Source organism: Pseudoalteromonas sp. SR43-5 (assembly GCF_014163835.1).
Lineage (GTDB): Bacteria > Pseudomonadota > Gammaproteobacteria > Enterobacterales > Alteromonadaceae > Pseudoalteromonas > Pseudoalteromonas distincta.
On sequence record NZ_JACJEA010000009.1, the window covers coordinates 77,105 to 103,085 of the forward strand.

A 25,981-nucleotide genomic window follows, 5' to 3' on the forward strand; every position below is an offset into this window, starting at 1 on the left:
GGCTTTTTAACACATAAAACTATTACAAGGTTTGTAAGCTAACTACTCGCACCAATCTCTAATTCGTAACTGACTTCCTGAGTTTTTTCTTCTTTAGAAATAAATAATTCAGCGGCTATAACGCCTTTTTCTTGGCTGTTTTGATGAATGGTGGTGAGGCGAGGCACAAACCGGGCTGCTTCATCAATACCATCAAAGCCCACAATACGCAGTTCTTCACCTATTTTTATGCCTTGTTTTATTGCTTCTCGCATTGTGGCAAGCGCAATTAAATCACTCATACAAATAATAACGTTAGGACGAGGGGAGGCACTTAAAACCTCTTTAGCAGCAATATTAGCAAAACGCTCGCTACTTTCAGGAATGTTCCAAATACGATCGTCAGCTACCGTAATATTTGCCTCGCTTAAAGCGCGTTGATAACCACGTAAACGTTGATGCGAAATAGATTGTCCGGTTTCAAATTCGTGGTGTTCATACACGCGGCATAATACGTTTTCATCAAGTAATCTAAGCCCTAATATAGCCACTTTATCGCTTTGATTATGCAGTACGTGTTTAGCAATTTCGTAACTTGCTTGCTCGTTATTAATATTTACAGAGGCATTGCGAGCAATATCAAAATCAATTGTCACTACATGTTTAGACACTGTTTTTAACTGCTCAACTAACGCGTTATTACGAGGGCGGCCATAACAAATAAAGCCATCTACCAAGTCGACCACGTTGTTAAGGTTACCGCTATTACCTGAAAACAATAAAACATTAATGCCGTTTTTTTCAAGCACCGAGGTAACACCGCGCATAAAGCTGCTAGCCACAGGGTCCGACACCATGTATTCCACACTATCGGGCAGCACTAAAGCGACAATATTAAATGTGCCATTACGCAACGATTGCGCGGCCTTATTGGGCCCGTAATAGCCCAAAGTTTTACACGCTGCAAGAATATCGTCTCGGCGTTTAGCCGATAGCTGATCAGGGCGATTAAACGCATTAGATACTGTCGCGTTAGACACACCTAACTCTTTAGCAATACTTTTTAGGGTCCAGCGGGTTTGCTTACTCATACCAATTCTTTACTCAATACACATGTTAATAAACTAACATATTCAGGGCGTTAGCAAAGTAAAAAAATAAGATTTTAGGGCTAATGTCGGCATTCTTTAGGCGCAATGCCAAAGGTTTGTTTAAATAGGCGACTAAAGTGGCTCGCGCTATTAAATCCAACATCAAAGCACACTTGGCTAATTGCATGGCCTTGTAGTAATTGAGTACGCGCTTTTTTTAGTCTTAACTGTTGCTGCCAAAGGGCTGGGGTAGTGCCAAATGCGAGTTTAAATTGATGATAAAACTTACTTCGGCTCATACATGCTATTTTGCATAAGGTATTTATGTCGAGCGTTTCACTTAAGTGTTCTTCAATATAAAGCAGGGCATCGCTCACTTTTGTTTTAAGGCGTGGCTTATCGCAGCTAGCTAGCAATAGCTCGCGGCTTTGTTGTTGTAATAAACGGGTGATCAATTCGTTCAACGACAAATCAATCAAGTAATGTCGCTGTGCGCCTTGCTCACTAAATAAATGCACCATGCGCTCTAATAATTGCTGCGTTTGAATATTATGTTGGGTATGCACTAACTGAGGTACATATTCAAATAAGCCATCGTGTGCAAAATTTTGCTGCATGTTTAGTGCTTTCGCCACGCTCGTTATTTTATCTGTGCTAATTTCAATGGCTAAACAGGTGGTTGGGGCGTGCATTGATGCTTGTGGAAAATCAATTAAAACACCTTGCTCTGGCGCTAATACAAACGACTCGTGTGGTAAAAATACTTTATGGTATTGGCTCCTTTCTACGTGCATTACCTTTTTGCCGCTTAGCATGGCACAAAACAGCAGCTCGTTTGAGTGCAGTGCTACCTTTTGCGCGCTTTGATACGTGTCGTAAATACTCAACTCACTGCTATCTGCAGCGAATGTGACTTTATTTTCTATTAATACATCAAGTTGTTGGCGTTTTTTGTTTAACTGAGATGTGTGCATATCAATCCTTTAGGTTTTATTAGTTTGGACTCACAGACAACTTTTGTGGACAGCTAATCAAGTTTTTAGGTACTTGTTAGTTTAATGTCAATCAACATTGATTAAATATAAAGCATTTTGTTTTATATAAATGTTCGACCTTTAGCTAACAACAATAAAGAGAGCACACACATGATATATGCAAATCCAGGTAGCGATGGCGCACTCGTAAACTTTAAACAACAATACGGGAACTACATTGGCGGAGAGTGGGTGAAGCCAGTAAATGGCCAATACTTTGATAATATAAGCCCAGTAAACGGTAAGGTATTTTGCCAAATACCGCGTTCAGACAAAGACGACATAGAGCTGGCTCTCGATAAAGCGCATGCAGTGCGAGAGCAATGGGGCACAACGTCGGTGACCGACCGAAGTAACATACTGCTAAAAATAGCCGACCGAATTGAGCAAAACCTAGAGTTACTAGCTGTTGCCGAAACATGGGATAACGGTAAAGCAATTCGTGAAACACTCGCTGCTGATATTCCGCTAGCGGCAGATCACTTTCGCTACTTTGCAGGGTGCCTACGATCGCAAGACGGCACTATAGGTGAAATAGACGCAACCACCGTTGCGTATCATTTTCACGAGCCACTAGGTGTGGTTGGGCAAATTATTCCGTGGAATTTCCCTATTTTAATGGCCGCCTGGAAACTAGCGCCAGCACTTGCTGCAGGTAACTGTGTAATTTTAAAACCGGCTGAGCAAACACCAGCTTCTATTTTAGTTTTAATGGAGATAATTGGCGATTTACTCCCTGCAGGCGTATTAAATATAGTAAACGGCTTTGGTAAAGAAGCGGGTGAAGCACTGGCAACAAGCAAGCGTATCGCTAAAATTGCATTTACGGGTTCAACGCCTGTGGGCTCACATATTTTGAAATGCGCTGCTGAAAATATTATTCCTTCAACGGTCGAGCTCGGTGGTAAATCACCTAATATATTTTTTAATGATGTAATGGAAAAAGACGATGCGTTTTTATCCAAAGCTATTGAAGGCGCCGTGCTTGCTTACTTCAACCAAGGCGAGGTGTGTACGTGCCCATCAAGGTTGTTTATTCAAGAAGATATATACGAGCAGTTTATTGAGCGCATACTCGAACGTACCCAACAAATTAAACGCGGAAACCCACTCGACAGCGAAACTATGGTTGGCGCACAAGCCTCAAAAGCACAGTTTGATAAAATACTCAGCTACATTGAAATAGGTAAAAAAGAAGGTGCAGAAGTGCTCACTGGCGGAAACGTAGAGCAACTAAGTGGCGATTTAAACGGTGGTTACTACATACAACCTACCTTATTAAAGGGCACAAATGACATGCGTGTGTTCCAAGAAGAAATTTTTGGCCCTGTTATTTCTATGTCGACCTTTAAAGATGAAGCCGAAGCACTCGAGCTTGCCAACAGCTCTGAGTTTGGTTTAGGCGCCGGTGTATGGAGCAGAAACATGAACCGTGCTTATCGCATGGGTCGTAAAATAGAAGCAGGGCGAGTGTGGACCAACTGCTATCACATGTACCCAGCACATGCTGCATTCGGTGGTTATAAAAAATCAGGAATAGGGCGCGAAACACACAAACTAGCACTCGATCACTACCAACAAACTAAAAATTTATTAGTGAGCTATAGCGAAGATCCGCTCGGCTTTTTTTAATAAAACAGTTCAAACTTAAACACAACCACCATTAAGTAATGAGAGCGCTGCATATTTGCAGCGCTTTTTATTCACAGTGCTCACAACGCTACTTTAAGCGTGTTGTAATATATAAGTACAATACCAACCGTATTCAAACCGTTAAAACCTAAGCGTTTTAATAACTCATTCCTGCGTTAAAAAACGATTTTACGATATTAACTTTTTATAAAAGTTGCTCTAAAAATGTGCAGTGATTTATGCATTGTCGGATATTACTGATCTCCCCCAATTTAGTGTGTTACTGCATTAATGGAAACTTCTTTATAGTTAACTAATTGTTTACAGATGGTTATTTGCTGGCTAAGATAAATGCATTGTAATATAGGGACATTTTTCGGTTTATAAAGCGACAAATGTCGTAGATAAAATTGTTAGGTATCTCAATGGAATTTGAACAGACCAAAATTGGAATTGAAACCACGTATCCAGACAGTGGTCATGTAGAAATCGAATATCCATGGGCTGATAAAGTTGGAGAAAACAGATTTCAAATCAAAAACTTCCCCTTCTATGCTTACGGTATATCATACGATGACATAGTAGAAGCTGAGTTCGTTAATAAAGATGATAAATACCCGTTTTTTACTAAAGTAATCACAAAGTCGGGACATAGAACGCTAAGAATTAAACTGGATGAATCTGCAAAAGAATCAAAACGCTCGCAGGGTATTTTAGATAAATTAAGTTCTATGGAGTGCGGTTATGAAGGGACTAACGGTGAATTTTACTTTGTAATAAATGTTCAACCCCAATGCGATTTCGATGCAGTTCGTGATTTTCTCAACGATAACGATATTCGTTGGGAATATGCAGATCCTACATACGAGAAAATGCATAGCACCGATACCTAACAATCGCATTAACACTCGCTGCGCTCGCTAGGGACAAAAACACGTAGGCTCCCTGCGCTTCGCTTGTACGTATTTTCGCCCGTTATGCGGGTGTTAGGTGCTTCTGAGAAATCAATGGCCAAATCAGAGATAAGACAGTTCTTAAAAGAAATCCGCACTAAATTTCCTGACGTTGTGCCTCTCATGGAAAAACATGAAAAATGGGCACTCACATTCCTAATGGAAGAGTTCGCAAATTTGACAACCATTTTGTTTAATCAAGGTAATTTAGAAGAAGCATTAGAACAGTTGCAGTACATGAGCGAAAAACTAGATACTGCAACCAAAGCAGAATTCGAATACATAGATGTATATTATGCAGAGCACTTATTCTGGAAAGGTACAAAAGAAGGTATTGAGCGTGGCTGGCCTCTCGTGCCAGATAATCTCAAAAAACTATACTTGGGCTTTCATGGTAAAGCCCCTAGGGTAGTGGTTTAAATATGCACGCACCTAACAACCTAATCAACACACTCACTTCGTTCGCTGGGATGCATACACATGGGCTGCGTCGCTTCGATCCAAATTATAGCCCATGTGTTTCCGCCCCTAAGTAGGGTGTTATTAGGTGCTCTAGATAGTATGCAGAATATTAATCCATGGCTTTGGTCAGCTTTTGTTTTGTCTCTCTCAGGGATCTTTTTTAGATGGGTGTTTGGTAATACGTTTGTGAGCTTGTTTCTTGCCGTATTGCTAGCTTTAGCGATAGTACCTTTAGTTAAAAAAATTCAGAGAAAGAATTAACAAGATACCCATCCAAACTTTGTATTTTTCGAAGCCTAGATTCTAATAGGTTAAATAAAGTGGCTGTCATCATGATTTTTTGGGTACAAACTAATTGCCTTAAAGCATAAAGTTATATAACTTATTAAGGTGAATACATTTTATTGACGTAAATTAATTAGCAGGAACGCCAAATGAACAATAAAATACTTAAATCATCTACCGCTACGTATCAAAGTGGTGTTGCAAAAGCCGATGGTAAATTTTATGTAACGCAAGGTGAGGTACGTTTTGAGCCATACAATGAAAGTGCTGGTTTAGGGCCTTATACTTTTACACGAAGCGCAATCGTAAAAATTGAAAAATCAGCAGGAACAGGCGCAGGCATTTTACCACTAACAAGCGATGCAATAACAATCACTTTAGATAATGAAGATACTTATGATTTTATTTTAGCAAACCCCGATGAATGGATTCGTCTACTCAAGCATTAAACAATCTCTAGAGCTGGCATTTAGGCATAATTATTTTAAGTGTGAGCTAAGTTAAACGGCATCAATAGTGTCCAGTTTTAACTATTAAAAAACTACAATAAAAGGATTTGAATGATGTTTAAAATATCTATGCTCACTTTTTCTACTAGCAGCTTTATTGTATCTTTTATGGGTTTTGCTAACACCACTGTGTCACCGCAAACTGATTTAACTGGACACCTATCTTAGACTTTGATTTCTCATAAATTAAAAAGCATTATTTTGAATAATTATTTAGCTAGAAATTTCATGTTTACTCTAGTTCTAGTTTATAACCGACGGGCTCGCCTTGTGGCTTTTGGTAACTAAAACTGGTTAGTTTTACTAAAACGCTATCGCTTTTTTGCCAGTATACAATTGCCCTGTGATTACGTACTTCATGCATAATTACATCGTAATGTAAGCTCATGGGGAATAGTTCACTCTGGTTATTAAATGGTGCTGAAAGCTCAATAACCATGGAGCGGTAAAACCCAACGTGAGAGTTATGCACTAAATTAATTTCAGCATGGTTAAGCGTAACTGGCAAAGCTTGAGCATCGCTTATTAATGCCATATGGCTGTGTAAATAATCGTTTAATTTATTGAGTACATTACCTTTTAAGGGCTCATCTATTTGTGCGCCATCAAGTGAAAAGAGCGACGGCGCGGCTATAATTAAATCTTCAAGGGCAAAGCTTAACTTTAAACTCAGCGTATTAGTTGGCTGCTCAGTTAATGTTAGCTCACTGCCTGGTAGCGCATGTGCATTAGCAAATTTAGTGCTTAGTAAAACACATAAGGCGAGTGCTAAGACTGGCATTATAGGGTTTTTAATCATTGTGTTTGGCCGCCGTAGTCATCGGTTTTATCTCGCCATACAGAGTGTGTGTGATTGCCCTCTTCGTTAGTTGATTTATTTGATTGGACAACTAATGTATTACTTGAGCAAATTAAAACGTTATAAAAAAGCCGCTTGTTGAAACAAGCGGCTTAACTATTCTAACTAGGAAATAGTTTAGAACGTGTAACGTGCACCAATTGAGTAACGAGGACCGTATTGATTAGCAAATAAGAACTGCTCTTCGTAACGTCCGTAACCTTCTTCAGTGGCATTATTTAAGTTTATGCCATCAAAAAATACCGTTACGTTTTCGTTTACATCGTAGTTAACGCTCATATCCCATTGGCCATACGCTTTAGCATATTGCGGAGGCGCATCAGCTGAACCTTGCGCTTGGCCAACACCAATTAGGTATGAGTCGCGCCATGCATAAGTAATTTTAACTGATAGGCCGTCTTTTTCGTAAAAGCCTTGGAAGTTAGCTGAGTCACTTAAGCCTGTAAGCGGTGCTTGTTGATCAAGGCTTTCGCTATCAAATTCAACGTCGCCATCTACAAACGTTGCGTTAACACCAACACCAAAACCGGTTTCACCAATTAAGTGCTGAACAGCTACTTCAAAACCATCTACCGATTTACTGTCGGTGTTTTGTGGTTGGCTAATATTCCATGTAATTAGCGGATCGTCGCTGTTTGGTTCAATAACGCCATTTGCATTGCCGTAACCGCTGGCAATCATTTGTGCAAAAATAGCGTCGGTTGTTGCTTGCTCACCACGTGATTCAATATCGCTTACGGCTTGTAAGTAACGAGGGCCGTTTAAAATATCGTGCAAGCCATCAATAGTGGTTTGCGTAATGGTGGTTTGAATAAAGTTATCAACATCTTTTTTAAAGTATCCAACAGACGCGTAGCTACCTTCTGCGTAGTAATACTCAAGTGATAAATCAAGGTTTGTTGATTCAAACGGCAATAAGTTTGTATTACCTTGGCTACCTGTGCGAGAACCTGGTTTTGGGCTGCCTGTTAAACTACGGCCACCGGCTAAATTACCTAGTGGTGCACGCGACATTGTTTTACCCCAAGATACGCGAGCTACTACGTCTTCAGTTAAATCAACACTTACGTCGATTGAAGGTAGTAAAACATCGTAATCACCTTGTTGTTCTAAGAAGTTATCATCGCCGCCCGCAGCGTATTGCATGATCCACTCTGAAGCGCTTATCCAGTTAACTTGATCTTCAACGCGTTGACGTACAGTACTGGTTACGTCTGTTTGCTCATAGCGTAGGCCTGCATTTACTTTTACGTAGTAGTTACTTACGTCAAACTCCCAGCTTGATTGAACATAAAAGCTATTAGTGATTTCTTCTACGTAGCTTTCGCTGTCAATACCATCCATATATGCATTTGCGGCGTATGCATCGCCGCCTGTCACATCAGCTGTTAAGTAAGCAATTTGGCGCGCAACAGCTTCGTCAAAATCGTAGGTATAGTAGTAACCAGGTTGTAAGTCACTGCCGCCCCCTTCAAATTGATCTAAAAGGCCCGATGTATCGTGACGGGTAAACATGCCGTCTGGGAATATTTCTGTATATGATGGGTTAAAACCTGGGCCACCTACTAAACCACTCCAAGCGGTGTAACCACCTGTGTTTTGTTCTGTACGTGATGCGCCAAATTTAACTTTAACTAAACCAATGTCATAGCTTTCGTTATACCATGTTGTGTGTAGCTGTAATTGTTCAATGTTTGATTCACCCGGCGAGTGAGTAAACTGACTAAAGTTTGAATCAATTTCGCCAGGCGTTAATTCACTTGTGCCATTTAACCAATTAACTTGTGCACTAGGTACTTCGCCCGTGCGGTAATCATAAATTTTATTAGCTAGCTGATCAGACCCTAAAATTACTTGGCCTGCACTTCCCAGCCCGTTGTCGGCGCCGTTATCGGTTTCGTTTTTAGAGTCGTGGTAATCAAGCTCTACGTGCCACGTGTCGCTAATTTCCCAATCTAGGTTTAAACCAAGAGAGCGGGCTTTTACTTCTGTAGTGCCTTTGTTGGCTGTAAACGAGGCATCGTTACCGCTAATATCAGCATAAACAGCCGTACCATTTTCATCAAGCTCGTAGCCATTAATATTGCTACCAAAGTCGTTCCAAATACCCCAACCAATACTTTGAGAACCTGTTACAGCTTTACTTGCGGTGTAATCAAGTGTTGCTACAAAGCCATCTACCGGTGCATATTGAAAGGTAACTTGTCCGTTTGTACGTTCACGTTCTACATCTTCAATAGAGTAATTCATGTCTTTAGGGAAGTAGTAGTTACCTGCAGGGTCTGTGCGGTTATCAACGACGTTGCTGCTATCTAATTCAGGTAAGTCTACGTTTGCCTGCCAGCCTTGAATATTGGCACTTTGTTTTTGAAAGTCACGCTCTTGGTGCGAAAATGAAAAACCGAAACCAAAAGTGTCATCTACAAAGGTATTGCTGTAAACAGTAGAAAACTCTGGTGTTACGTCATCGCCAGCTTCGTTCGACGAGTCGTGGTTTGCTTTAACGGTTGCTGAAAAATTTTGACCTGGCTTTTGAAAAGGTCGCGCAGTAGAAATATTAACCGTTGCACCTAAGCCACCGCTTGGCACGTCTGCACGAGCTGTTTTAAACACTTCAAGCGCACTTACGCCTTCAGAGGCAACGTTTTCAAGGTTATACGAGCGTGTATAACCTGTGCCCGGCATTTGGCGGCCATTTAAGGTAATCAAGTTAAACTCTGGACCAAAACCACGTACTGTAATTTGGCTACCTTCACCGTTAGCGCGGCTTACCGATACACCGGTAATACGCTGTAATGATTCTGCTAAGTTTGTATCTGGGAATTTACCCATTTCTTCAGACGAGATAGCATCTACAATACCCGAAGAGTCGCGTTTCATATCCATAGAACGAATAAGTGAACCACGAATACCTTTTACTTCAATAATTTCTACATCAGGCTTTGCTGATATGTCTGCTTCTGCAGCGATAGCTGTGTTTAATGTGCTCGCAGCAATGATGAGAGACACAGAAGCCGCAAGTTGGCTTTTTTTAAAATTGAATGTGTTCATAATAGCTCTGCTTTATAAAATGTTGTTGTGTAGCAATAGGCGCTAAGCGCCCATTGGTGTGTGTTTTATGGATTTGCAATAATCACGTTATCTATACGGTAAAGCGCGCCATCGCCCATGTCCCAGCTAGGAAAAACCATAATTACGTTTAATGCGCTAATGTCTAAGCCTGCATCAAACAATTGCTGAAGAGGGAAGGTGTATGTTTGCCATTCGCCCGTTACAGGTGCTTGGCCTTCAACACTGCTTGATAAAGCAAGCTCTACTGCGCTTGATGTACCAATTGATTCAATTTTAAATAGCCACTGAGCATCAATATTTGAAGGGGCTGATACAACTTTCATATCAAATTGAACTACACCATTTTCAAGTATTGCAGAGGCATCAAACGATACGTCTTCATCAGCTATAAAGCCCATTACTGTAGCAGTAGAACCAATGCTAAATTGCGCTACTGCGCCATGCGCGTCATCATCGGTTTCTGTTGTTGGTGTAGAGCCACCACAACAATCCCAAATACTCCATTGCTCGGCCGCTGCATCTTTAAATACAGTAAGCTCACCCGTTGCAGCTGGCGCTGCATTTGGATTATAAATTTTAACGTTATCTACACGGTAAACAGAGCCTTCACCTGCACCCCATGCTGGGAAAATCATTAATACATCTATAGTACTTACATCTAAGCCAGCAGCTGCAAGATCAGAGAGTTTAAATGTATATGTTTGCCACTCGCCAGTAACTGGTGCTTCGCCTTCAACACTTGCCGTTAATTCAAGCTCTACTGCAGAGTCACCTTCATTTGACTCAACTTTAAACAACCACGGTGTAGCTGGATCGCTAGGCGCTGAGGTTACTTTTAAATCAAATTGAATAACACCTTCATCTAAAATGCTACTAGCATCAAACGATTCGCCTGCGCCTCCTGACGATGTGCGGCTATTAAAGCCCATTACAGTAGGCTCTGCACCAATGCTAAATTCTGCGGTTAGACCATGTTCTTCATCATCCATGGCTTCAACTGGGGTTGAGCCACCACAACAATCCCACATTGGCCATGCTAGATTTTGCTCATTTTCAAAAATAGTAAGCTCAGGTGATACGCCTAAGTTATCTTGAGTAATCTCAACATCGTCAATTAAATAAACAGCGCCTTCACCTGCGCCCCATGCTGGAAACACCATGATCACATCAATTGCGCTAATATCTAAATCTGCAGCATCTAAATCTTTTAGTAAAAATGTATAAGTTTGCCATTGGCCAACAACAGGGCTTACGCCTTCAACACTGTCTGTAATCGGCATTTCTACTGCGCTAGAACCTTCATTACTTTCAAGTTTTACAAGCCAAGCTGCATCAGCTGTGCCTGGTGCATTTGTTACTTTCATTTTAAAGCGAACGTAACCTTCATCCAGCATTGGAGATGCATCAAACGGGCTGGCTTTTCCTGCTTCGTCAGTAATAAAAATCTCACGGCTAATAAAGCCCATTACAGTGGGTTCTGCACCTACTACAAATTCAACTACATCACCTTGGGTTTCATCTGCAACAATAGCGGGAGTAGAACCACCACAACAATCCCATGCAGGCCAATTTGGATTAAATGATTCACCAAAAATAGTTAGTGGTGTTGCAATGCCTGTCGAAGGTGGACTAGGAATTGGTGCATCGCCTTCAAGCAACGCATCGTCTAAGCTATTGTAACCTGGGCGAATAGTTTCACAGCCTTTACCTGTTTCAGGGTTTGATGCACATTGATAAACACGTACGTAATCAATAGCAAAGGTTTGGCCGTTTTCAAATGCGCTAGCGTCTATACCTAAATCATTTACGTTTTCAGGCCAGTCACCGCCTACTGCTAGGTTTAGCAATAAGTGAAAGTCTTTATCAAATGGTGCGCTATCCCAATGCGTTGTAAGTTCGCCAGAACCTTGTTCAAAGTATTCTGCAAACCAACCACGATGTTTTAGGCCTACAGCCTCACCACTTGCATTAGTACGAACTTCTGATTGACGCTGAGTTGCATAAAGGTAACCGTTTACGTACCAGCGAATTTCACCTTCTTGCCATTCAACAGCATACGTGTGGAAATCATCTGCTGGATTAGTATCTTCAGGGAATTTGTATTCTTGCCCTGTGTAGCTGTTATCTGGCCACGCACGTCCGTAATGAAGTGTGCCATGGATACTAGACTCTATACCGCCATCTTCATCTGGTGTTTTAAGGTTTACTGATTCTAAAACATCTATTTCGCCAGAACGAGGCCAAGTGCCGTAAACTTCATCAGTTGGCAGCATCCAAAATGCTGGCCAGCTACCTTGTCCTGATGGAAGTTTGGCGCGCACTTCAAAGCGACCATATGTAAAGTCGGCGTTGTAACGCGTATTTAAGCGCGCTGAAGTGTAAGGTTTTTCTGCACCTTCTTCAGCGGGTAGGGCAACAATGTTTAACACACCGTCTGCAATAAATGCATTTTGCTCACTGTCGGTGTAACACTGTTTCTCGTTGTTACCACCGCCATCGCAGTTTAATTCATAGTTCCATTTGTTTGTATCAATGGCTGAGCCTTCAAACTCGTCGCTCCAAACCATTTGCCAATCTGATACTGGCTCAGAGGCATCTACATTTTCAAAATTTGATTTAGTGGCAGAGTCACCACCACAGCCAGCTAACGTAACTAAAGAGATAGCGGCAAGTAAACGTGTAATGTGCGTTGTTTCAATGTTCATAACTGAACCCCGGTTTCAACAGATTATTGTCAGATTAATTGTTTTTTGAGCTTTGTTTTTCGTGCTGTAAGCGCTTACATTTTAGATTGTGTTTTGTAAGCGCTTACAAATGATATTGTGGAGTACGCAAATGGTCAACATATTTGTTTATTTTATTTACAATTAGTTTACGGTAAGAGGCGTTTTAGTGTTACTTAATTCATAATAGACTCTTTAATAAGAGCCTATTAAATATATGACTAATCCGAGAATGTACGCGGTTTACTTATTTTTAAATGGCATGATCAATAAACCCCAAAGCGAGGCATTTTGCTTTTGGCTTGGGTATTCTTTTAAGCCAATATTTATATCTGCGTCGGCTTTTTTTGCTTTATCTTTATAGCTACCAAATAATTTATCCCACCAAATTACACTAAAACCATAGTTTGAGTTGGTTTCACTAACCACTTGGCTATGGTGAATTCGATGCAAAATTTGCGTCATTAGTATTAAACGCAGTGGTTTTTCAATGGCATTAGGTAGGCGTATATTTGCATGATTAAATAATGCTAAACCATTAAGTGCTATTTCAAATATAAGTACCGCAATGGCAGGTACGCCAAGAGCTGTTACTGCAATGAGTTTTATAAGTATGCTCAGCACAATTTCGATAGGGTGAAAGCGCAAGCCCGTACTTGTATCAACATGTGCATCGGCGTGGTGTACACGGTGCAAGCGCCATAAAATAGGCACTTGATGAAATAATCTATGCTGCCAATAAATTAATATATCGAGTAAAAGTATGCTCAATATAATAATTAAACTGCTTGGTAGGGCTATTTGATTAAATAAGCCAATGCCGTGCTCTTGATTGTAAAGTGCAACAGCGGTTAACCCAATAGGGACCACTAAGCGCGCAATAACTGATGAAGCAAACACTAATCCAAAATTAGCAAACCAACGTGTACTGCTTTTAATAGGTGCTTGGCGAGCAGGTTTTTGCCATTCAAGCAGCATCATTATAATTAAAATGCTAAAAAAGCAGCCGAGTCGCCACCATACTTCATTAGTCATCTATTACCTCAGAATTTGCACTGTTAGGCACGTTTTCAGCTGCTTTGTTAGCATCGGCTTCTTGTTGCTTAAGCGTGTGATAACCGCCATGTATACGGGTAAAAATAGTTATGCCACATGCAATAGCAAAAATGCTCGCCATAACAGCAAAGTGCTGCGGCCAAATACAAAATGCAATAAATAGCGCTATTGTTTCAGTGCCTTCGGTTAAGCCATTTAAGTAGTAAAAGCTTTTGTATTTAAATTGCGGTTTTTCGAGTTTAAATTTTTCGGCGGCAATCGCAAAAGCTAAAAAGCTTGAGCCCGTACCAATAAAAGTGGCAAGTAATAACGAGCCCGCTATCGCGTTTTGCTCAGGGTTTGCCAAAATAAAGCCAAGCGGAATAGCCGCGTAAAATAAAAAGTCGAGTGTGATATCTAAAAAGCCACCCGCGCTTGAACTTTGGTTTGCATAACGTGCTAATGCGCCATCAAGTCCATCTAAAATTCGATTTAAAGCAATGGCCACTAATGCGCCGTACCACATTTCAAACGCCAGTAATGGCACGGCTAATAAGCCAACTAAAAAGCCAACTACGGTTAGCTGATCGGCGGTTATGCCGCGTTTATGCATAAGCATAACCACAGGTGTTAAAAGAGGCTTAATGACAGGGGTGATAAATTTGTCTAGCATGTTTATTGCCTTATGCGTTTAAAGCTATGTATTTAAAGTGCGCTACTTAAAGTAATGAGTTTGCCATTTGCAGCGTCGGCGTCGCTATGGTCATGAGTTACCATAATTGCAGGTAGCTTATGATCGCGTATTTGGCTAAACACGAGTTCGCGTGTATCAACACGCAGTTGGGTGTCGAGTTTGCTAAAGGGTTCGTCGAGTAAAATGGCTTTAGGTTCGCTCAGCAGCATACGTAATAATGCAACACGGGCTTGTTGCCCGCCCGAGAGGTTATCGGGGTGGCGATTGCCCATATCTTTAAGACCTACTTGCTCAAGTGCGTGTTCTATTTTTTCAAGGCGTTGTTTTTTATTGCCTTTTGGCATTGCAAAGGCAATGTTACCAGCAACAGTTAAATGGGAAAACAATAAAGCGTCTTGATAAAGCACTCCAATATGGCGCAAGTGTGGAGGGGTGTTATCGATATTTTGACCATTAAGCCACACCTCTCCATTGGCCTTAAAGCTACTTGGTAAAGTACCCGTAAGCCAATTCAATAAGCTTGATTTACCACTGCCTGATGGGCCCATAATAGTCAGAATTTCACCGCCATTAACTTGCTCGTTTAAGCTAAGTAACAGCTCATTTTGGCGATAAAGCTGACAATTTTTAATTTGTAACGATGACTGCATTAAAAAACCTTAACCCTGATAGTGTTAAACATGGGTGCTTTAAATATGTGCACTTTTAAACTCGCGTACTTTTAAGCACGTGCACTTTTGAAAAAATATTTAGGTAAACCCCATGCCAGTATAAATCCAATAAGCGGCAACGCCATTTGCATAATAGCGTACACGGCACTGGTGCGTCTGCTTGCGCCATTGGCAAGCGTAACGGCTTCGGTTGTTACTGTGGCTATGCGCCCGCCGCCAGCTAAAAGCGTGGGGAGGTATTGTCCAAAACTAATTGCTAAGCCCAGTGCGGCTGCAATTAAAATAGGAGCAAACAACTGAGGTAGTTTTACTTTAAAAAACACCTTGCACGGCGCTGCGCCTAGGCTTGCTGCAACATGAGCAAAACGAGGGTCTAAGCGCCTATAACTGCTCGCAAGTGACAAAAACACATAAGGCAACACAAACAGTAAATGCGTAAGTACCACATTAAAAAATGCAGCTTGGTTATTTACCAATTGTTGTATCCATACTAGCCCAAACAAAAAGGCAATACTGGGTACTAATAACGGTAAGTAAATAATTAAACTGGTAAAACGAGAAATAGGTTTATCACTCAACTGCTCTGATTCTAAACACAATAAAGTAAGAATAATGGCAAATAATGTGGTTACTAAGCCGATTGCTAGGGTATTAAAAAGCGGGCTGCTCATTTGCATTAGCGCACTTTTAAAATGCAGTAGTGTAAATTGCTCAGGCATTGCATCTGGAAAGCGCCAAAAGCCTGCAACCGACCACATAACTAAACCAATAAGCGACAATAGTATAAAGCTAATTACTAATGTGGTGAGTACGACCGTTATTTTTTGCCAATAAAATCCACCGTATTCGCGCACTCCATTAGTGAGGGAGTCGCTAAATAGCACTTTTACGGCCTTTTCTGCGCCAAGCCAAAGGGCTAATAACCCACCTGTAACAGCCAGTTGTAATAAAGCGCCCGCTGAGGCTTTAATGCGCAGGTTTAAATCAACATCGTTAAACCAATGCATTATTGCAACTGCTAACGTGGGTGGTGTATTTGGGCCTAAAATGAGTGGCATTTCTACACTGGCACTTGCATAGGCAAGCACGGCTAAAAGGGGCAAACGCAGCAGCGGATAAAGGCTTGGCAGTATTACTTTAAAAAAGGCGGTCATTGGGCAATAACCCAAGTTAAGCGCAACCTTATGTTGCTGGCGTAATTTTTTGCCAAGCTCAGGTTGAGCAAGTACGCCCAGTGCCATTAGTAATAAAAAGGGAAGCTCTTTTAGTGTTAAGCCTAAAATAATACTAATACCGAATGAATCATGCGGAAACATGCCGTTTTGCGCAAGTTCCCAGCCGCTTAACCAAGGCGACGCTAAGCGTGAAATCATACCTGAAGGGGCAATTAAAAACCCTACTGCAATAGCCGCTGCGGCATGAGGTATCACTAATATAGGGCTCAATAAACGCTGAATTCGGTTAAGCCAAGGGCTATTAAAAAACGCAGCTAAAATCATTAAGGTAATGATAAATGCAAGCAGAGTACTTATTAAGCCCGTTGCAACGCTTAAGGTAACCATTTGAGTAAGGCCTGGTGTTTGCCAAAGGGCATTAAAACCTTGCAAGCTAAACGTTGTTTGCTCAAGTACGGGCGCATAACCAAAGGCAGGCAGCAAGACGCTAATTAAGCCACCAAGTACGGGTAGTATAAGTAAAGCGAGTAAAAATCGCGGACTAAATTTTACAATGCGCGTAAACATATCGGTGCTGCACTGCGTTGTTGCTTTGGTATTAATCGGTACACTTTTTGAAATAACGCTCATTGGCTTACTCCATAACGGGTTTGCCAACCTTGCATAATGGCGTTTACCCAGCTTGGATGAGGTTCGCTCAATGTGCGTTTAATACTGTTTAAAGGCAGTGCACTTGGATGTGGTTTAGCTGTTTTAAATAAGGTTTGCTGATCGGGCGTTAACGTTGATTGAATAAGTACGCTTTTATCGCCCCATATATGCGCTTTTTGTTTTTGGGCTTGCGCCTCAGGGCTGAGTAAAAAATTAGCCACTAATTGCGCACTTTGCTGGTGGCTTGCATTGTAAGGGATTGCCACAAAATGGGTATTACTTAAACTGCCATCACTCATTGCGTAACTGCGAATGCTGTTTGGTAAATCATAGCGTTTTACAGCTGCCGGTACTTCAGGTGCTGAAAAAGTAAAGGCTAAACTCAGCTCTGTATCGTCCACAAGGCGGCGCATTTGAGCACCACTTTGCATAAAATGAGTGCCACCACGCCAAAGAGTTGGGTGTAGTTTATCTAAAAAGTCCCACAGTGGATTTAACACTTGCGCCGTATTTTTAGTTGTAGCTGGTTGGTTTAGCTGCGCTTTAATGTTTTCGCTGCTGTGCTTATGCAGCACAACTAAGGCGTATTTTAAAAAGCTCATACCTAAAAAGTCAGGCGGCTTTGGGTAACTAAAGCGGCCAGGGTTTTGTGCGCTCCAGTTTAATAATTCGTTTAATGTCGTCGGCAATTTATTGTTTGCCTTACCATTTATTGCAATGCTGTCGTAATAAAACGTAAGTGACGCTTGCCCCCATGGCGCCTCCATCCCATTGGTAGGTAAACCAAAATCAAATGTTACAGCAGGGTTATTAGCCGGATCGGTTAATGCAAAGTAGGGGAGTTTATTCGCCCATTGCTTTAAAAGCAGAGAGTGTTCACTCATGGTGGCAAAGTTAGCTCCGTTGATCCACATTAAATCTACGCTGCCTTGGTTGTTATTATTTGCTGATTTTTCGGCAAGTACACGGCTTACTGCTTCGCTGGTGTCACTTAATTTTACATGTACCAGGTTAATGTTGTACTTAGTTTTAACTTGCTGCGCTGCCCATTGAATATAAGCATTTATTTGCGCGTCGCCACCCCATGCATAAAAGTACACATCTTGATTGCTACCAAGTGCTTGAACTTGTTGCCAGCGAGATCCCTGTTGTGTGTTTATTACTAAATTACTTTTATTATTTGAGTTAATAACGGTATTAGCAAACGCAGTGCTCGAAAAAGCAGCTAAATTTGCGATTGTACAAACGCAAAACGCGACACAGCAAAAGCTGTATCGCGCCAGTGTTTGCCAAAACTTAATGGCGAACATTTAAATCCCAGTTGTAGTCTAAAAATTTAACTTTCATGTCATCATTTTTAAGTGCTTTTTGCTGAGCGGGTATCAGTTTAAGCGCATCGCTGTACTGCAAGAAAAACTGCTGTAGCGTGTTTGCACCTCTAAAGCCTTTTTCAAAGTCATCGCCGTACCATTTAAATATTGAAGACACGCTTAGCGTATTTTCTTGAGCCATATTGCGTGTCATATCTGATAAAAAGCGCACTGTTTGCTCTTGCAATTGGCTCTCTAAATCAGTGGCTGTATAGGCCTCTTCTCGAAGCGCTGGGCAACCAATACTCGCGCAATTTACTGCAAAGTGAATACGTGGGTCGTTGTATTTACCGCTGCCACGTATTAAACCATGCTCTATATCATCAAGGCTGCGAGTTTTGCCAAGTAATGGCACAAACTCTTTACTCCATGGTGAGCTAAAAAAGCTCCCTAAGTCTTTAATTGACTTAATATCAGGGTACTTAGTCAATATAAGTTCAACAGTCCACGCATTATAAGCATTGATTAAAAAAGCGAGTTGCTTAGGCTTTTTCCACGCGTCAAATTCGCTTTGCGTTACAGCCGTTAACGAATCTAAATACGTTTTTAGCTGTGCATGCTCACGTTTTATAGCAGCGTAATCAACCTCAGTACTGTGATTATGATTAATAGCGACAACATGCTTATTTAACAATGCATTCCAGCTATCGTGCATGTTTTGGGCTTGGGCCGAAAATGACGTTGCAAACGATGTTACAACTAAAGCCGAACCAAGTAGCAATGCTTTTAGAGGTGTTTTAAACATAATTAACCTCGACGCCAAGTGTGGTATTTTTCAAGCAAGTTAAGCACTTTTTCAGGTGCATGAGCGCGTTTCCACTCACCTGCTGCGTATTTGTTACCTTCAGCCCAAGTAGGGTAGCTGTGTATAGTACCGAGTATTTTGTTAAGGCCTAAACCGTGTTTCATTGCCAGTACAAACTCAGCAATTAAATCGCCAGCGTGTTCAGATACTACGGTAACACCCAATATTTTGTCTTTGCCTTTGGGTGTAATCACTTTAATAAAGCCTTTAGTGGCGCTGTCGGTAATTGCACGGTCTAGCTCTTCAAATTCAAAACGAGTGATTTCGTAATCTATGCCTTTGTCTTTTGCGTCTTGCTCGTTTAAGCCAACACGTGCTACTTCTGGGTCAATAAACGTAGTCCACGGAATAACACGGTAATCTACTTTAAACTTTTTAAGGTGACCAAATAAGCCATTTACCGCTGCGTACCAACCCTGATGGGCTGCCACATGTGTAAACTGGTATGGACCTACAATGTCGCCTGCTGCAAAAATATTTGGGTAAAGTGTTTCTAGGTATTCGTTAGTTACTACTGTGCGGTTTGTTTCAATGCCTAGCTCTTCAAGACCGTAACCTTTAAGGCGTGCACTTCTACCAACGGCACATAATAGCTCGTCGTATTCAATATCTATTTCTTTGTCGTTATGTTTAACAACAATATATTTTTTACCATCGCGAGCTTCACACCGTAGTGCTTGGTGCGATGTTAAAATATTAACGCCACTTTCGGTTAACGCTTCGTGAGCAAAAGTAGACACTTCAAGATCTTCTTTGATCATGATGCGCTCCGCCATTTCAATTTGCGTAACACTTGAACCTAAACGTGCAAAGCTTTGTGCTAATTCGCTACCAATTGGACCACCACCAAGTACTACAAGTTTTTTAGGTGCCTCATCTAGCTCTGCAAATTTATTCCACAACGTATCGCTTGTTACATAGCCAGTTTCTTCAATACCAGGTAGTGGCGGTACAAATGGGCGCGCGCCAGTGGCAATCACAATAGTACGAGCGGTTAGTGTTTGCGTGCCGCCATCGTTAAGTTTAATTTCTACAGTCCACGGGTCTATTAATTTACCGTAGCCTTTTACAACATCTACGCCTAAGTCAGTGTAACGCTCAACACTGTCGTGTGGTGCTACATCGGCAATTACTATGTGTACACGTGCCATTACTTTTTTGAACGAAAACTGCGGTGTCGCATTTTCTAGGCCGTAGTTTTCACCATGGCGAATTTGTTCTGCAATTTTAGCGCTTTTAATGACTGCTTTACTTGGAACACAACCATAGTTTAAACAGTCACCGCCCATTTCGCCCGCTTCAATAAGGGTTACTTTTGCTTTAACAGCAGCGGCTATATAACTTGTTACCAAACCACCTGCGCCTGCGCCAATAACAATCATGTTACGGTCGAATTTTTTAGGCTTAGTGTAGTTTTTGTATACGCGACGCTTTTTAAACACGTTTAAGATTCCTTTTGCAATGAATGGGAATATACCCAATAAAGCGAATGATAAGATTAAGTTGAATGATAAAATTCCAGATAAGCTTTCTATTTGCGCCAGTTGTGTACCTGCGTTAACAAATACAAATGTACCGGCGAGCATACCTGCTTGGCTTACCCAGTAGTAAGTCCAAGACTTTATTGAAGTAACACCCATTAGTAAGTTGATTAAAAAGAACGGAAACACCGGCACTAATCTAAGCGTAAATAAGTAAAATCCACCTTCTCTTTCAACGCCTGCATCAATGGCGGCTAATCGCTCAGGAAAACGTTGTTTAATAGTGTCACGTAGTAAGTAACGCGATACTAAAAAGGCAAGTGTTGCGCCAATAGTTGAGGCAAAAGATGCAACCAATAAGCCTTCAACTAAGCCAAACAATGCACCTGCGGCAAGTGTTAAAATAGCGGCGCCTGGTAAAGAGAGAGCAGTTACTACTACGTATAGTAAAAAGAACCCACCAATAACGAGTAACGGTGACTGCTCTTTGTATTGGTTAAACTGATCCATCGATCCTTTTAAGCCATCAAGCGTAAGTAGTTGGTGTAAGTCAAAATGAAAGAACAGGCCGACGGCGGCCGCTGCAATCAATAATAGAAATATTTTTTTAATCATGTTCTCTCTCTTAAAAACTATGCGTAAGGGTTAACTTGGCGTTAATTGGCAACTCAGGAAAAGCTAAAGTTGCACCAAAGTAACCGCCTTCAAATACTGGGCGCCAGTTTTTTTGATTCGTCACGTTGTTCACATCTAATCGTAACTTGGTATTAGGCGTAAAAGCATAGCTAGTATTTACGTTTAGGGTGTACTGATCACGAATTTTTACTGTCGCCAAAAAGTCTAATGGGTAACTCTTTGTATATAGACCTGAAAAACCCGTTTGCCATTTCGAATTAATTGAATAATTTCCGTTAAAGCTGAAAGATTGCTCAGGGATGCCCTGAACTTGGCGGTTTGAAGGTGCAAACGCGGTAAAGCTAGGTGCGCCAACACTGGTACCTGCAATAATATCTGGACGTGAGTTGTCAAATGCATCTGCTACTTGCGCTGAATCTTGGCTACTTGCAGAATTATCGTAGCGAGCGTCAATATAGCTGTAGCCGGCACTTAACCAATAAGGGTAAGCATCATAGAATACTTGGCTTTCAAAGCCGGTAGTACGAATGCCGGTATTACTACCATCGCGATTACGTAAACTACGACGTTGGCTAAACACTGCACCATCGGCGTACCAATCACTGTCGGTTGGTGCGTATTTTAAACCGAATTCAACTAAGGTATTTTCGGTTGAAAAGTTTTGCGCGCTAATCGTGTTGTCGCCACCAAGAGACGTGCCGCTAGCCATGCTATTTGATGTGGCTTCGTTGTAACTTGCTGCACCATAAGTGGTGTAATCACCATTTAATCGGTAATTAAAGCTTACTTGCCCCGAATGTAGCTTATCGTTAATGCTATCGCTCGCTGCAATTTCACCCTCTGGTGCTATTGGGTCGTGCGCGTCTACGTCATAAAAATCAATGCGGTAGCCAACACTTGTATGAAACTTATCTGTCCAATCTGAATCTTGCTGAATAGCAAAACCCGTTTGCCATGAGCGCGAATCGGTAGTGTCTGATAAGTTAAAGTCGCCGCTGCCATCGTTATTAATATCGTACTGACCACCAGGGGATACAAATACACCTGGACTAATTTCAATTAAACGCGCTTGTTGTGCATCAGTTAAAGGAATGCGGCGATTTGAAATTGGGCCAGTTAAATCAATAGGTAGGTCGGCTTCTGTTGTAAATTGGCTGTAGCCTAGCACGCGGTTGTAACGCACATCAAAAGCAAAAATTGTTTGCTGTTCGTTGCTCCATTGGTAAGTCAGTTCGGTACGGTTCTGCGCGGTATCGGCACCATCTATAATTTCAACAAAGCTATTTTGTGCAATTTCTTCGCGTTGTAAGTGCTGAAAATACGTAATGTTTTTTATTGATGCGTTGTTTGAAAGTTCACGCTTATAAATACTGTGTAGTAAATAAGTAGTGGCTTCGTTTTGATTGTCAGGGTCGGTAAGTACTGTACTACGGTCTATTTTTACTTGCCCAGTAGGTGAAACAATAGAACCTGCCGCTGGAACTGTACTGCCATTTACTTGCACGCCTTGGCCGGTAATATAAAGACCATTATCTATTAGCGCTTGAGTAGGGCGGTTAATACCTGCGTTATCGGTAAATTCAACTTGGTATAACTCAAAGTTAATATCCCAGCTGCTCTTGTCATCAGGTAACATCCTAAGTGCTGCAAATAGGCTGTCGCTTTTCGTGCCCGAAAAGTCGTAGTAACTGCCGTTATCAATGTGTTCAGCGCTTACTCTAAAACCTACTTTGTCTTTTACTATAGGTGCACTGTAATCAACTAAAACACTGTACTGATCCCATCGTCCTGCAGATACCGTTGCTTTGCCTTTACTGTCGTCAGTTGATGCTTTTTTAGAATGTAAGTTTACAAAACCACCGTTGCGTTGGCTTGAACCAAATAATACCGGTGGCGCGCCTTTTACTACATCTATTTGTTCTATAGAGTTGAACGATAACGGCACACCAAAGCCATTATTACCTGCTTGGCGGCGTGTACCATCTTGGAAAAGCTCACCTAGTTGCCCACGAATAGTAGGTAAACTTGGTGCCCCAAAACCACTGGCTGAATAGGTATTAGGGCTTACTGCAAGTACGTCTTGTAAAGTCGTAATATTGAGTTGTTCTATTAACTCGCTTGAAATTGGTGTTACTGATCGGGCTATATCTCGTAGAGCTAAGTTGTCGCCAAAAGGGCCGTCTACAGTGGCATTTTTAACCGAAAGACCTTGAGATCTAATAACTTGGCCTGCCACCTCAATACGCTCAATTGCGCCTTCTTTTGCTGTTTTTGATTCTTCGGCTGCAAAAGCATTAAGTGGTGTATTTAATATGGTGGCTAGGGAAAGTGCTAAATATGCGTGTTTCAAACGTTTTCTCTCTACGGTTAAAATGTTGTTGGCGATAAAGACCGAAAGGATTAAAAATAACTTTCAGTAAAATTTTGATTCTTTTTGTTTTTTAGAACATAACAAAACAGATGCATTATAAAGATGGTAATTAAGTAGTATTGTTTTATTAGTTGATAAAATATTAATACAGCGATTGTACTAGAGTGAATGTAAATATATGCTTTTAATAGAATTTTTAATTATAGACTACTTTCAACCTGCTAACATTTTAAAAGAGTTAACTTTTATGCAGCATTTTTTAAATTACTTAAATAAGCTTCACTTTTAGTACTGCATGGCTTAACTAATGAATTTAATTAAAAATTTTTGAAATAAAAAACAACTTATACGGTCTAGGTTACTTCTACGTTTATTAATATTCATTTAAGGAAATTTTATGACAGGTTCAATGAATTCTGATGTGCAAAACCGTTTGCAGTGGTCACTTTTATCTTTGCGTTTAGGCGTGTTTATTGTAATGGTTATGTGGACATTCGATAAGTTTGTTAATCCTGGGCATAGCGCACGTATTTTTGAACATTTTTACGGTATTAGTGGCTCTACAGATATAGTGGCTTACATTATTGGTGCGGTGCAGTTAGTGCTTGTTTTAGCATTTTTAGCAGGTATTAAAAAGCGTATAACGTACGGTATCATTTTTGTAATGCATGGCTTATCTACGCTTTCTTCTTACAACCAGTACATAGATGGCTTTAATAACTTATTATTCTTTACTGCATGGCCAATGTGGGCTGCGTGTTTTGCACTTTACTTATTACGCGACCAAGACGTGAAATTTACTGTAAAGTAATAAAGTACATGCAAAAAAATTGGTTATAAGCCATAAGGCTTATAACCAATAAGTACACAGGGAGTGTGTGGAAGTCGGTTTGCATGTTATGCAACTAATGCATTGCGTCGTTGTATTGCTCAGCAAGGCTCTCTTTTTGCCCTTCGGTAAGTGCTTTACCCGCTAATTGAAACACTTCGTGTTCTTCTTCACTTAAATGATGATGTACCAAATGGTGTAGCTTTTTAGCTGCAACTAACCATGCAGACGAGCTCATTTCGGTATCTTCAAGTTGTTCAATTAATTCATCAATTTCGTGATGTTCAGCTACGCTGTGGCGCGCTTTTTCATGAGTTAAGTCATCAAACATAAGTGGGTTATAAAAGTAACGTTCTTCAAATTTTGCGTGATTTTCTAATTCTGTTTTTAGCTCATCCATTAGCGTGTGGCGCTGCTCTGTGTCGCCGTGTGTTTGAATAAGCGCATCTACCAATTCTCGTTGTTTGTCATGGTCATGACGTAGTGCTTCAAAAATATTCATAACTAGTCCTTTTACAATTTATTTGCTTATATCATTAACTAGCAAACTAAATGCCAAATATTAAGTTATTGTATTTTAATAAATTTAATTTAACTTTTTATTCTTTGGCTGCGATCACTGTAAATTTTACAGTGATATGAATGCAATAATTTCAGGCTTTCGCGCAGTTCAATTATAAAAGTGAGTATAAATTCCTACAGAACCTTACAAATATTTACTGGTTGTTTATTTTATTGCAGTGATAAAGTGTCAGTGTTATTTGGGTACAACCTATATATTACTCTCACACATAAATGCAGGTAGCACGTTAACTTAATAGGATAGTTTAAGGATGAACATAAAAAGCCCCGTCGCCGCATTATTGCTGTGCGCTTTACTGAGTGCATGTAGTACAGCCCCGCGTTCTGACCCTAACTTATGCATTGAAGAGGCTGAAATGGTTGATCGAAATGGCGCTCAAACAAGCTCACAGGTTTACAATCAATGCATTAGCGCACAAATTAAAAAGGATGAAAAAAATAACACTTTTTTTGATGCCATCGGTACGTTCTTTTTTGAATTTTTTGTAATGGTGGTAGAAAAGTAAATAGGCTAACTTGCAACTGTAATTTAAAGTAAATAAGTTGCGTAAAAATAGGATTAGTTATGAAGCAATTATTGATAGCAATTCCACTTTTTTTATTACTAAGCGCTTGTGCGGCGCAGCCTTACGCAGGCTCGGCAAAATGTATGGAACAAGCAGATATTGCATACGAAACCGATACACGTAAAAATGAGACACTAGATAATGAATGCAAAGCTGCAAAAGTAAATACGCCTAATAAAGAGCTTGAGAATCATGGCTTGGTTGATAGAAGCCTTTTACAGCTAATCGTTAGCTTTTTAAATGGCGTATTTTAATAGTAAAAATATAATTAAATAAGGTATGTATGAGGGAAGAACTAAGAGCAAAAATAATTACCGTGTGCGATAAAAAAATAGCAGTTAAAGGCGAAAATGTAGGGCTTTCTTTTTATGCATTTTTTGCCAATAAAAACGACGATCCAGAGCTACTTATGGATGCTGCTACTTGGTGGATACACACCCATAAATTAGATCATTTTGTAAAAGCACATAAAATTAAACAAATGGTTTTAGACGGACTTTAGTCAAGTAAATGAGC

General features: G+C 40.6%; 22 protein-coding genes. 8 read left to right on the forward strand and 14 right to left on the reverse strand.

Annotated elements, in window-relative coordinates:
• Nucleotides 1-38 precede the first annotated feature (38 nt).
• Both H5090_RS07250 and H5090_RS07255 read right to left on the reverse strand, forming a co-directional pair.
• A complete protein-coding gene (locus H5090_RS07250) occupies nt 39-1,070 on the reverse strand; it encodes a LacI family DNA-binding transcriptional regulator (protein ID WP_182695370.1) in 1,032 nt (343 codons plus the stop codon).
• An 80-nt stretch (nt 1,071-1,150) separates the two neighbouring features.
• A complete protein-coding gene (locus H5090_RS07255; protein ID WP_182695371.1) occupies nt 1,151-2,044 on the reverse strand; it encodes an AraC family transcriptional regulator in 894 nt (297 codons plus the stop codon).
• Between the two features lie 171 nt (nt 2,045-2,215).
• On the opposite strand from H5090_RS07255, the gene H5090_RS07260 reads away from it, so the two are divergent.
• The 4 genes from H5090_RS07260 to H5090_RS07275 all read left to right on the forward strand — a co-directional run bounded on the left by H5090_RS07260 (nt 2,216) and on the right by H5090_RS07275 (nt 5,885).
• On the forward strand, nt 2,216-3,736 hold the full coding sequence (locus H5090_RS07260; protein WP_182695372.1) for an aldehyde dehydrogenase family protein: 1,521 nt from the start codon (nt 2,216-2,218) through the stop codon (nt 3,734-3,736).
• A 425-nt stretch (nt 3,737-4,161) separates the two neighbouring features.
• Entirely contained in the window at nt 4,162-4,629 is a 468-nt protein-coding gene (locus tag H5090_RS07265) for a DUF4265 domain-containing protein (protein ID WP_182695373.1), read from the forward strand.
• 114 nt (nt 4,630-4,743) lie between these two features.
• On the forward strand, nt 4,744-5,109 hold the full coding sequence (locus H5090_RS07270; RefSeq protein ID WP_182695374.1) for a hypothetical protein: 366 nt from the start codon (nt 4,744-4,746) through the stop codon (nt 5,107-5,109).
• A gap of 476 nt (nt 5,110-5,585) precedes the next feature.
• Nucleotides 5,586-5,885, forward strand: coding sequence for a hypothetical protein (locus H5090_RS07275; protein ID WP_024596978.1), 300 nt, complete (start codon nt 5,586-5,588; stop codon nt 5,883-5,885).
• Between the two features lie 292 nt (nt 5,886-6,177).
• Here the strand turns inward: H5090_RS07275 and H5090_RS07280 are convergent, their stop codons facing one another.
• The 11 genes from H5090_RS07280 to H5090_RS07330 all read right to left on the reverse strand — a co-directional run bounded on the left by H5090_RS07280 (nt 6,178) and on the right by H5090_RS07330 (nt 23,467).
• Nucleotides 6,178-6,744, reverse strand: coding sequence for a hypothetical protein (locus H5090_RS07280; RefSeq protein WP_182695375.1), 567 nt, complete (start codon nt 6,742-6,744; stop codon nt 6,178-6,180).
• Between the two features lie 177 nt (nt 6,745-6,921).
• Nucleotides 6,922-9,855 (reverse strand): TonB-dependent receptor, encoded by a 2,934-nt coding sequence (locus H5090_RS07285; protein ID WP_182695376.1) that lies wholly within the window; start codon nt 9,853-9,855, stop codon nt 6,922-6,924.
• A gap of 65 nt (nt 9,856-9,920) precedes the next feature.
• Nucleotides 9,921-12,581, reverse strand: coding sequence for a glycoside hydrolase family 16 protein (locus tag H5090_RS07290; protein WP_182695377.1), 2,661 nt, complete (start codon nt 12,579-12,581; stop codon nt 9,921-9,923).
• A gap of 261 nt (nt 12,582-12,842) precedes the next feature.
• Nucleotides 12,843-13,634 (reverse strand): sterol desaturase family protein, encoded by a 792-nt coding sequence (locus H5090_RS07295; RefSeq protein ID WP_182695378.1) that lies wholly within the window; start codon nt 13,632-13,634, stop codon nt 12,843-12,845.
• Nucleotides 13,627-14,307, reverse strand: a complete 681-nt coding sequence (locus tag H5090_RS07300) for a CDP-alcohol phosphatidyltransferase family protein (protein WP_182695379.1) — start codon at nt 14,305-14,307, stop codon at nt 13,627-13,629. Before H5090_RS07300 ends, H5090_RS07295 begins: the two co-directional genes overlap by 8 nt.
• 32 nt (nt 14,308-14,339) lie before the next feature.
• The gene (locus tag H5090_RS07305) at nt 14,340-14,978 is read right to left on the reverse strand and encodes an ATP-binding cassette domain-containing protein (RefSeq protein WP_008165767.1); all 639 of its coding nucleotides are present in this window, start codon (nt 14,976-14,978) and stop codon (nt 14,340-14,342) included.
• 71 nt (nt 14,979-15,049) lie between these two features.
• Entirely contained in the window at nt 15,050-16,804 is a 1,755-nt protein-coding gene (locus H5090_RS07310; RefSeq protein WP_182695380.1) for an ABC transporter permease, read from the reverse strand.
• Nucleotides 16,801-18,135: an ABC transporter substrate-binding protein gene (locus H5090_RS07315; RefSeq protein ID WP_182695381.1), complete on the reverse strand. Its 1,335-nt coding sequence runs from the start codon at nt 18,133-18,135 to the stop codon at nt 16,801-16,803. Before H5090_RS07315 ends, H5090_RS07310 begins: the two co-directional genes overlap by 4 nt.
• Nucleotides 18,122-18,940: a DUF547 domain-containing protein gene (locus tag H5090_RS07320; protein WP_182695382.1), complete on the reverse strand. Its 819-nt coding sequence runs from the start codon at nt 18,938-18,940 to the stop codon at nt 18,122-18,124. The genes H5090_RS07315 and H5090_RS07320 overlap by 14 nt, the downstream gene beginning before the upstream one ends.
• 2 nt (nt 18,941-18,942) lie before the next feature.
• Nucleotides 18,943-21,096: an FAD-dependent oxidoreductase gene (locus H5090_RS07325; protein WP_182695383.1), complete on the reverse strand. Its 2,154-nt coding sequence runs from the start codon at nt 21,094-21,096 to the stop codon at nt 18,943-18,945.
• Nucleotides 21,097-21,106: 10 nt separating this feature from the next.
• Nucleotides 21,107-23,467 carry a TonB-dependent siderophore receptor gene (locus tag H5090_RS07330; RefSeq protein WP_182695384.1) on the reverse strand — a complete coding sequence of 787 codons (2,361 nt, stop codon included), beginning with the start codon at nt 23,465-23,467 and terminating at the stop codon, nt 21,107-21,109.
• A 418-nt stretch (nt 23,468-23,885) separates the two neighbouring features.
• Between H5090_RS07330 and H5090_RS07335 the strand changes: the two genes are divergently transcribed.
• A complete protein-coding gene (locus H5090_RS07335) occupies nt 23,886-24,299 on the forward strand; it encodes a hypothetical protein (protein WP_002960120.1) in 414 nt (137 codons plus the stop codon).
• A 94-nt stretch (nt 24,300-24,393) separates the two neighbouring features.
• On the opposite strand, the gene H5090_RS07340 is transcribed toward H5090_RS07335, so the two are convergent.
• Complete coding sequence (locus H5090_RS07340; protein WP_008134499.1) at nt 24,394-24,819, reverse strand: hemerythrin domain-containing protein; 426 nt, start codon at nt 24,817-24,819, stop codon at nt 24,394-24,396.
• A 331-nt stretch (nt 24,820-25,150) separates the two neighbouring features.
• On the opposite strand from H5090_RS07340, the gene H5090_RS07345 reads away from it, so the two are divergent.
• Genes H5090_RS07345 through H5090_RS07355 form a run of 3 tightly spaced genes read left to right on the forward strand, consistent with a single transcriptional unit; the run spans nt 25,151 to nt 25,967 of the window.
• On the forward strand, nt 25,151-25,405 hold the full coding sequence (locus H5090_RS07345) for a hypothetical protein (RefSeq protein ID WP_076924239.1): 255 nt from the start codon (nt 25,151-25,153) through the stop codon (nt 25,403-25,405).
• Between the two features lie 59 nt (nt 25,406-25,464).
• Entirely contained in the window at nt 25,465-25,719 is a 255-nt protein-coding gene (locus tag H5090_RS07350) for a hypothetical protein (RefSeq protein ID WP_010553640.1), read from the forward strand.
• A gap of 29 nt (nt 25,720-25,748) precedes the next feature.
• Nucleotides 25,749-25,967 (forward strand): DUF6500 family protein, encoded by a 219-nt coding sequence (locus H5090_RS07355; RefSeq protein WP_182695385.1) that lies wholly within the window; start codon nt 25,749-25,751, stop codon nt 25,965-25,967.
• The last annotated feature ends 14 nt before the right edge of the window (nt 25,968-25,981 follow it).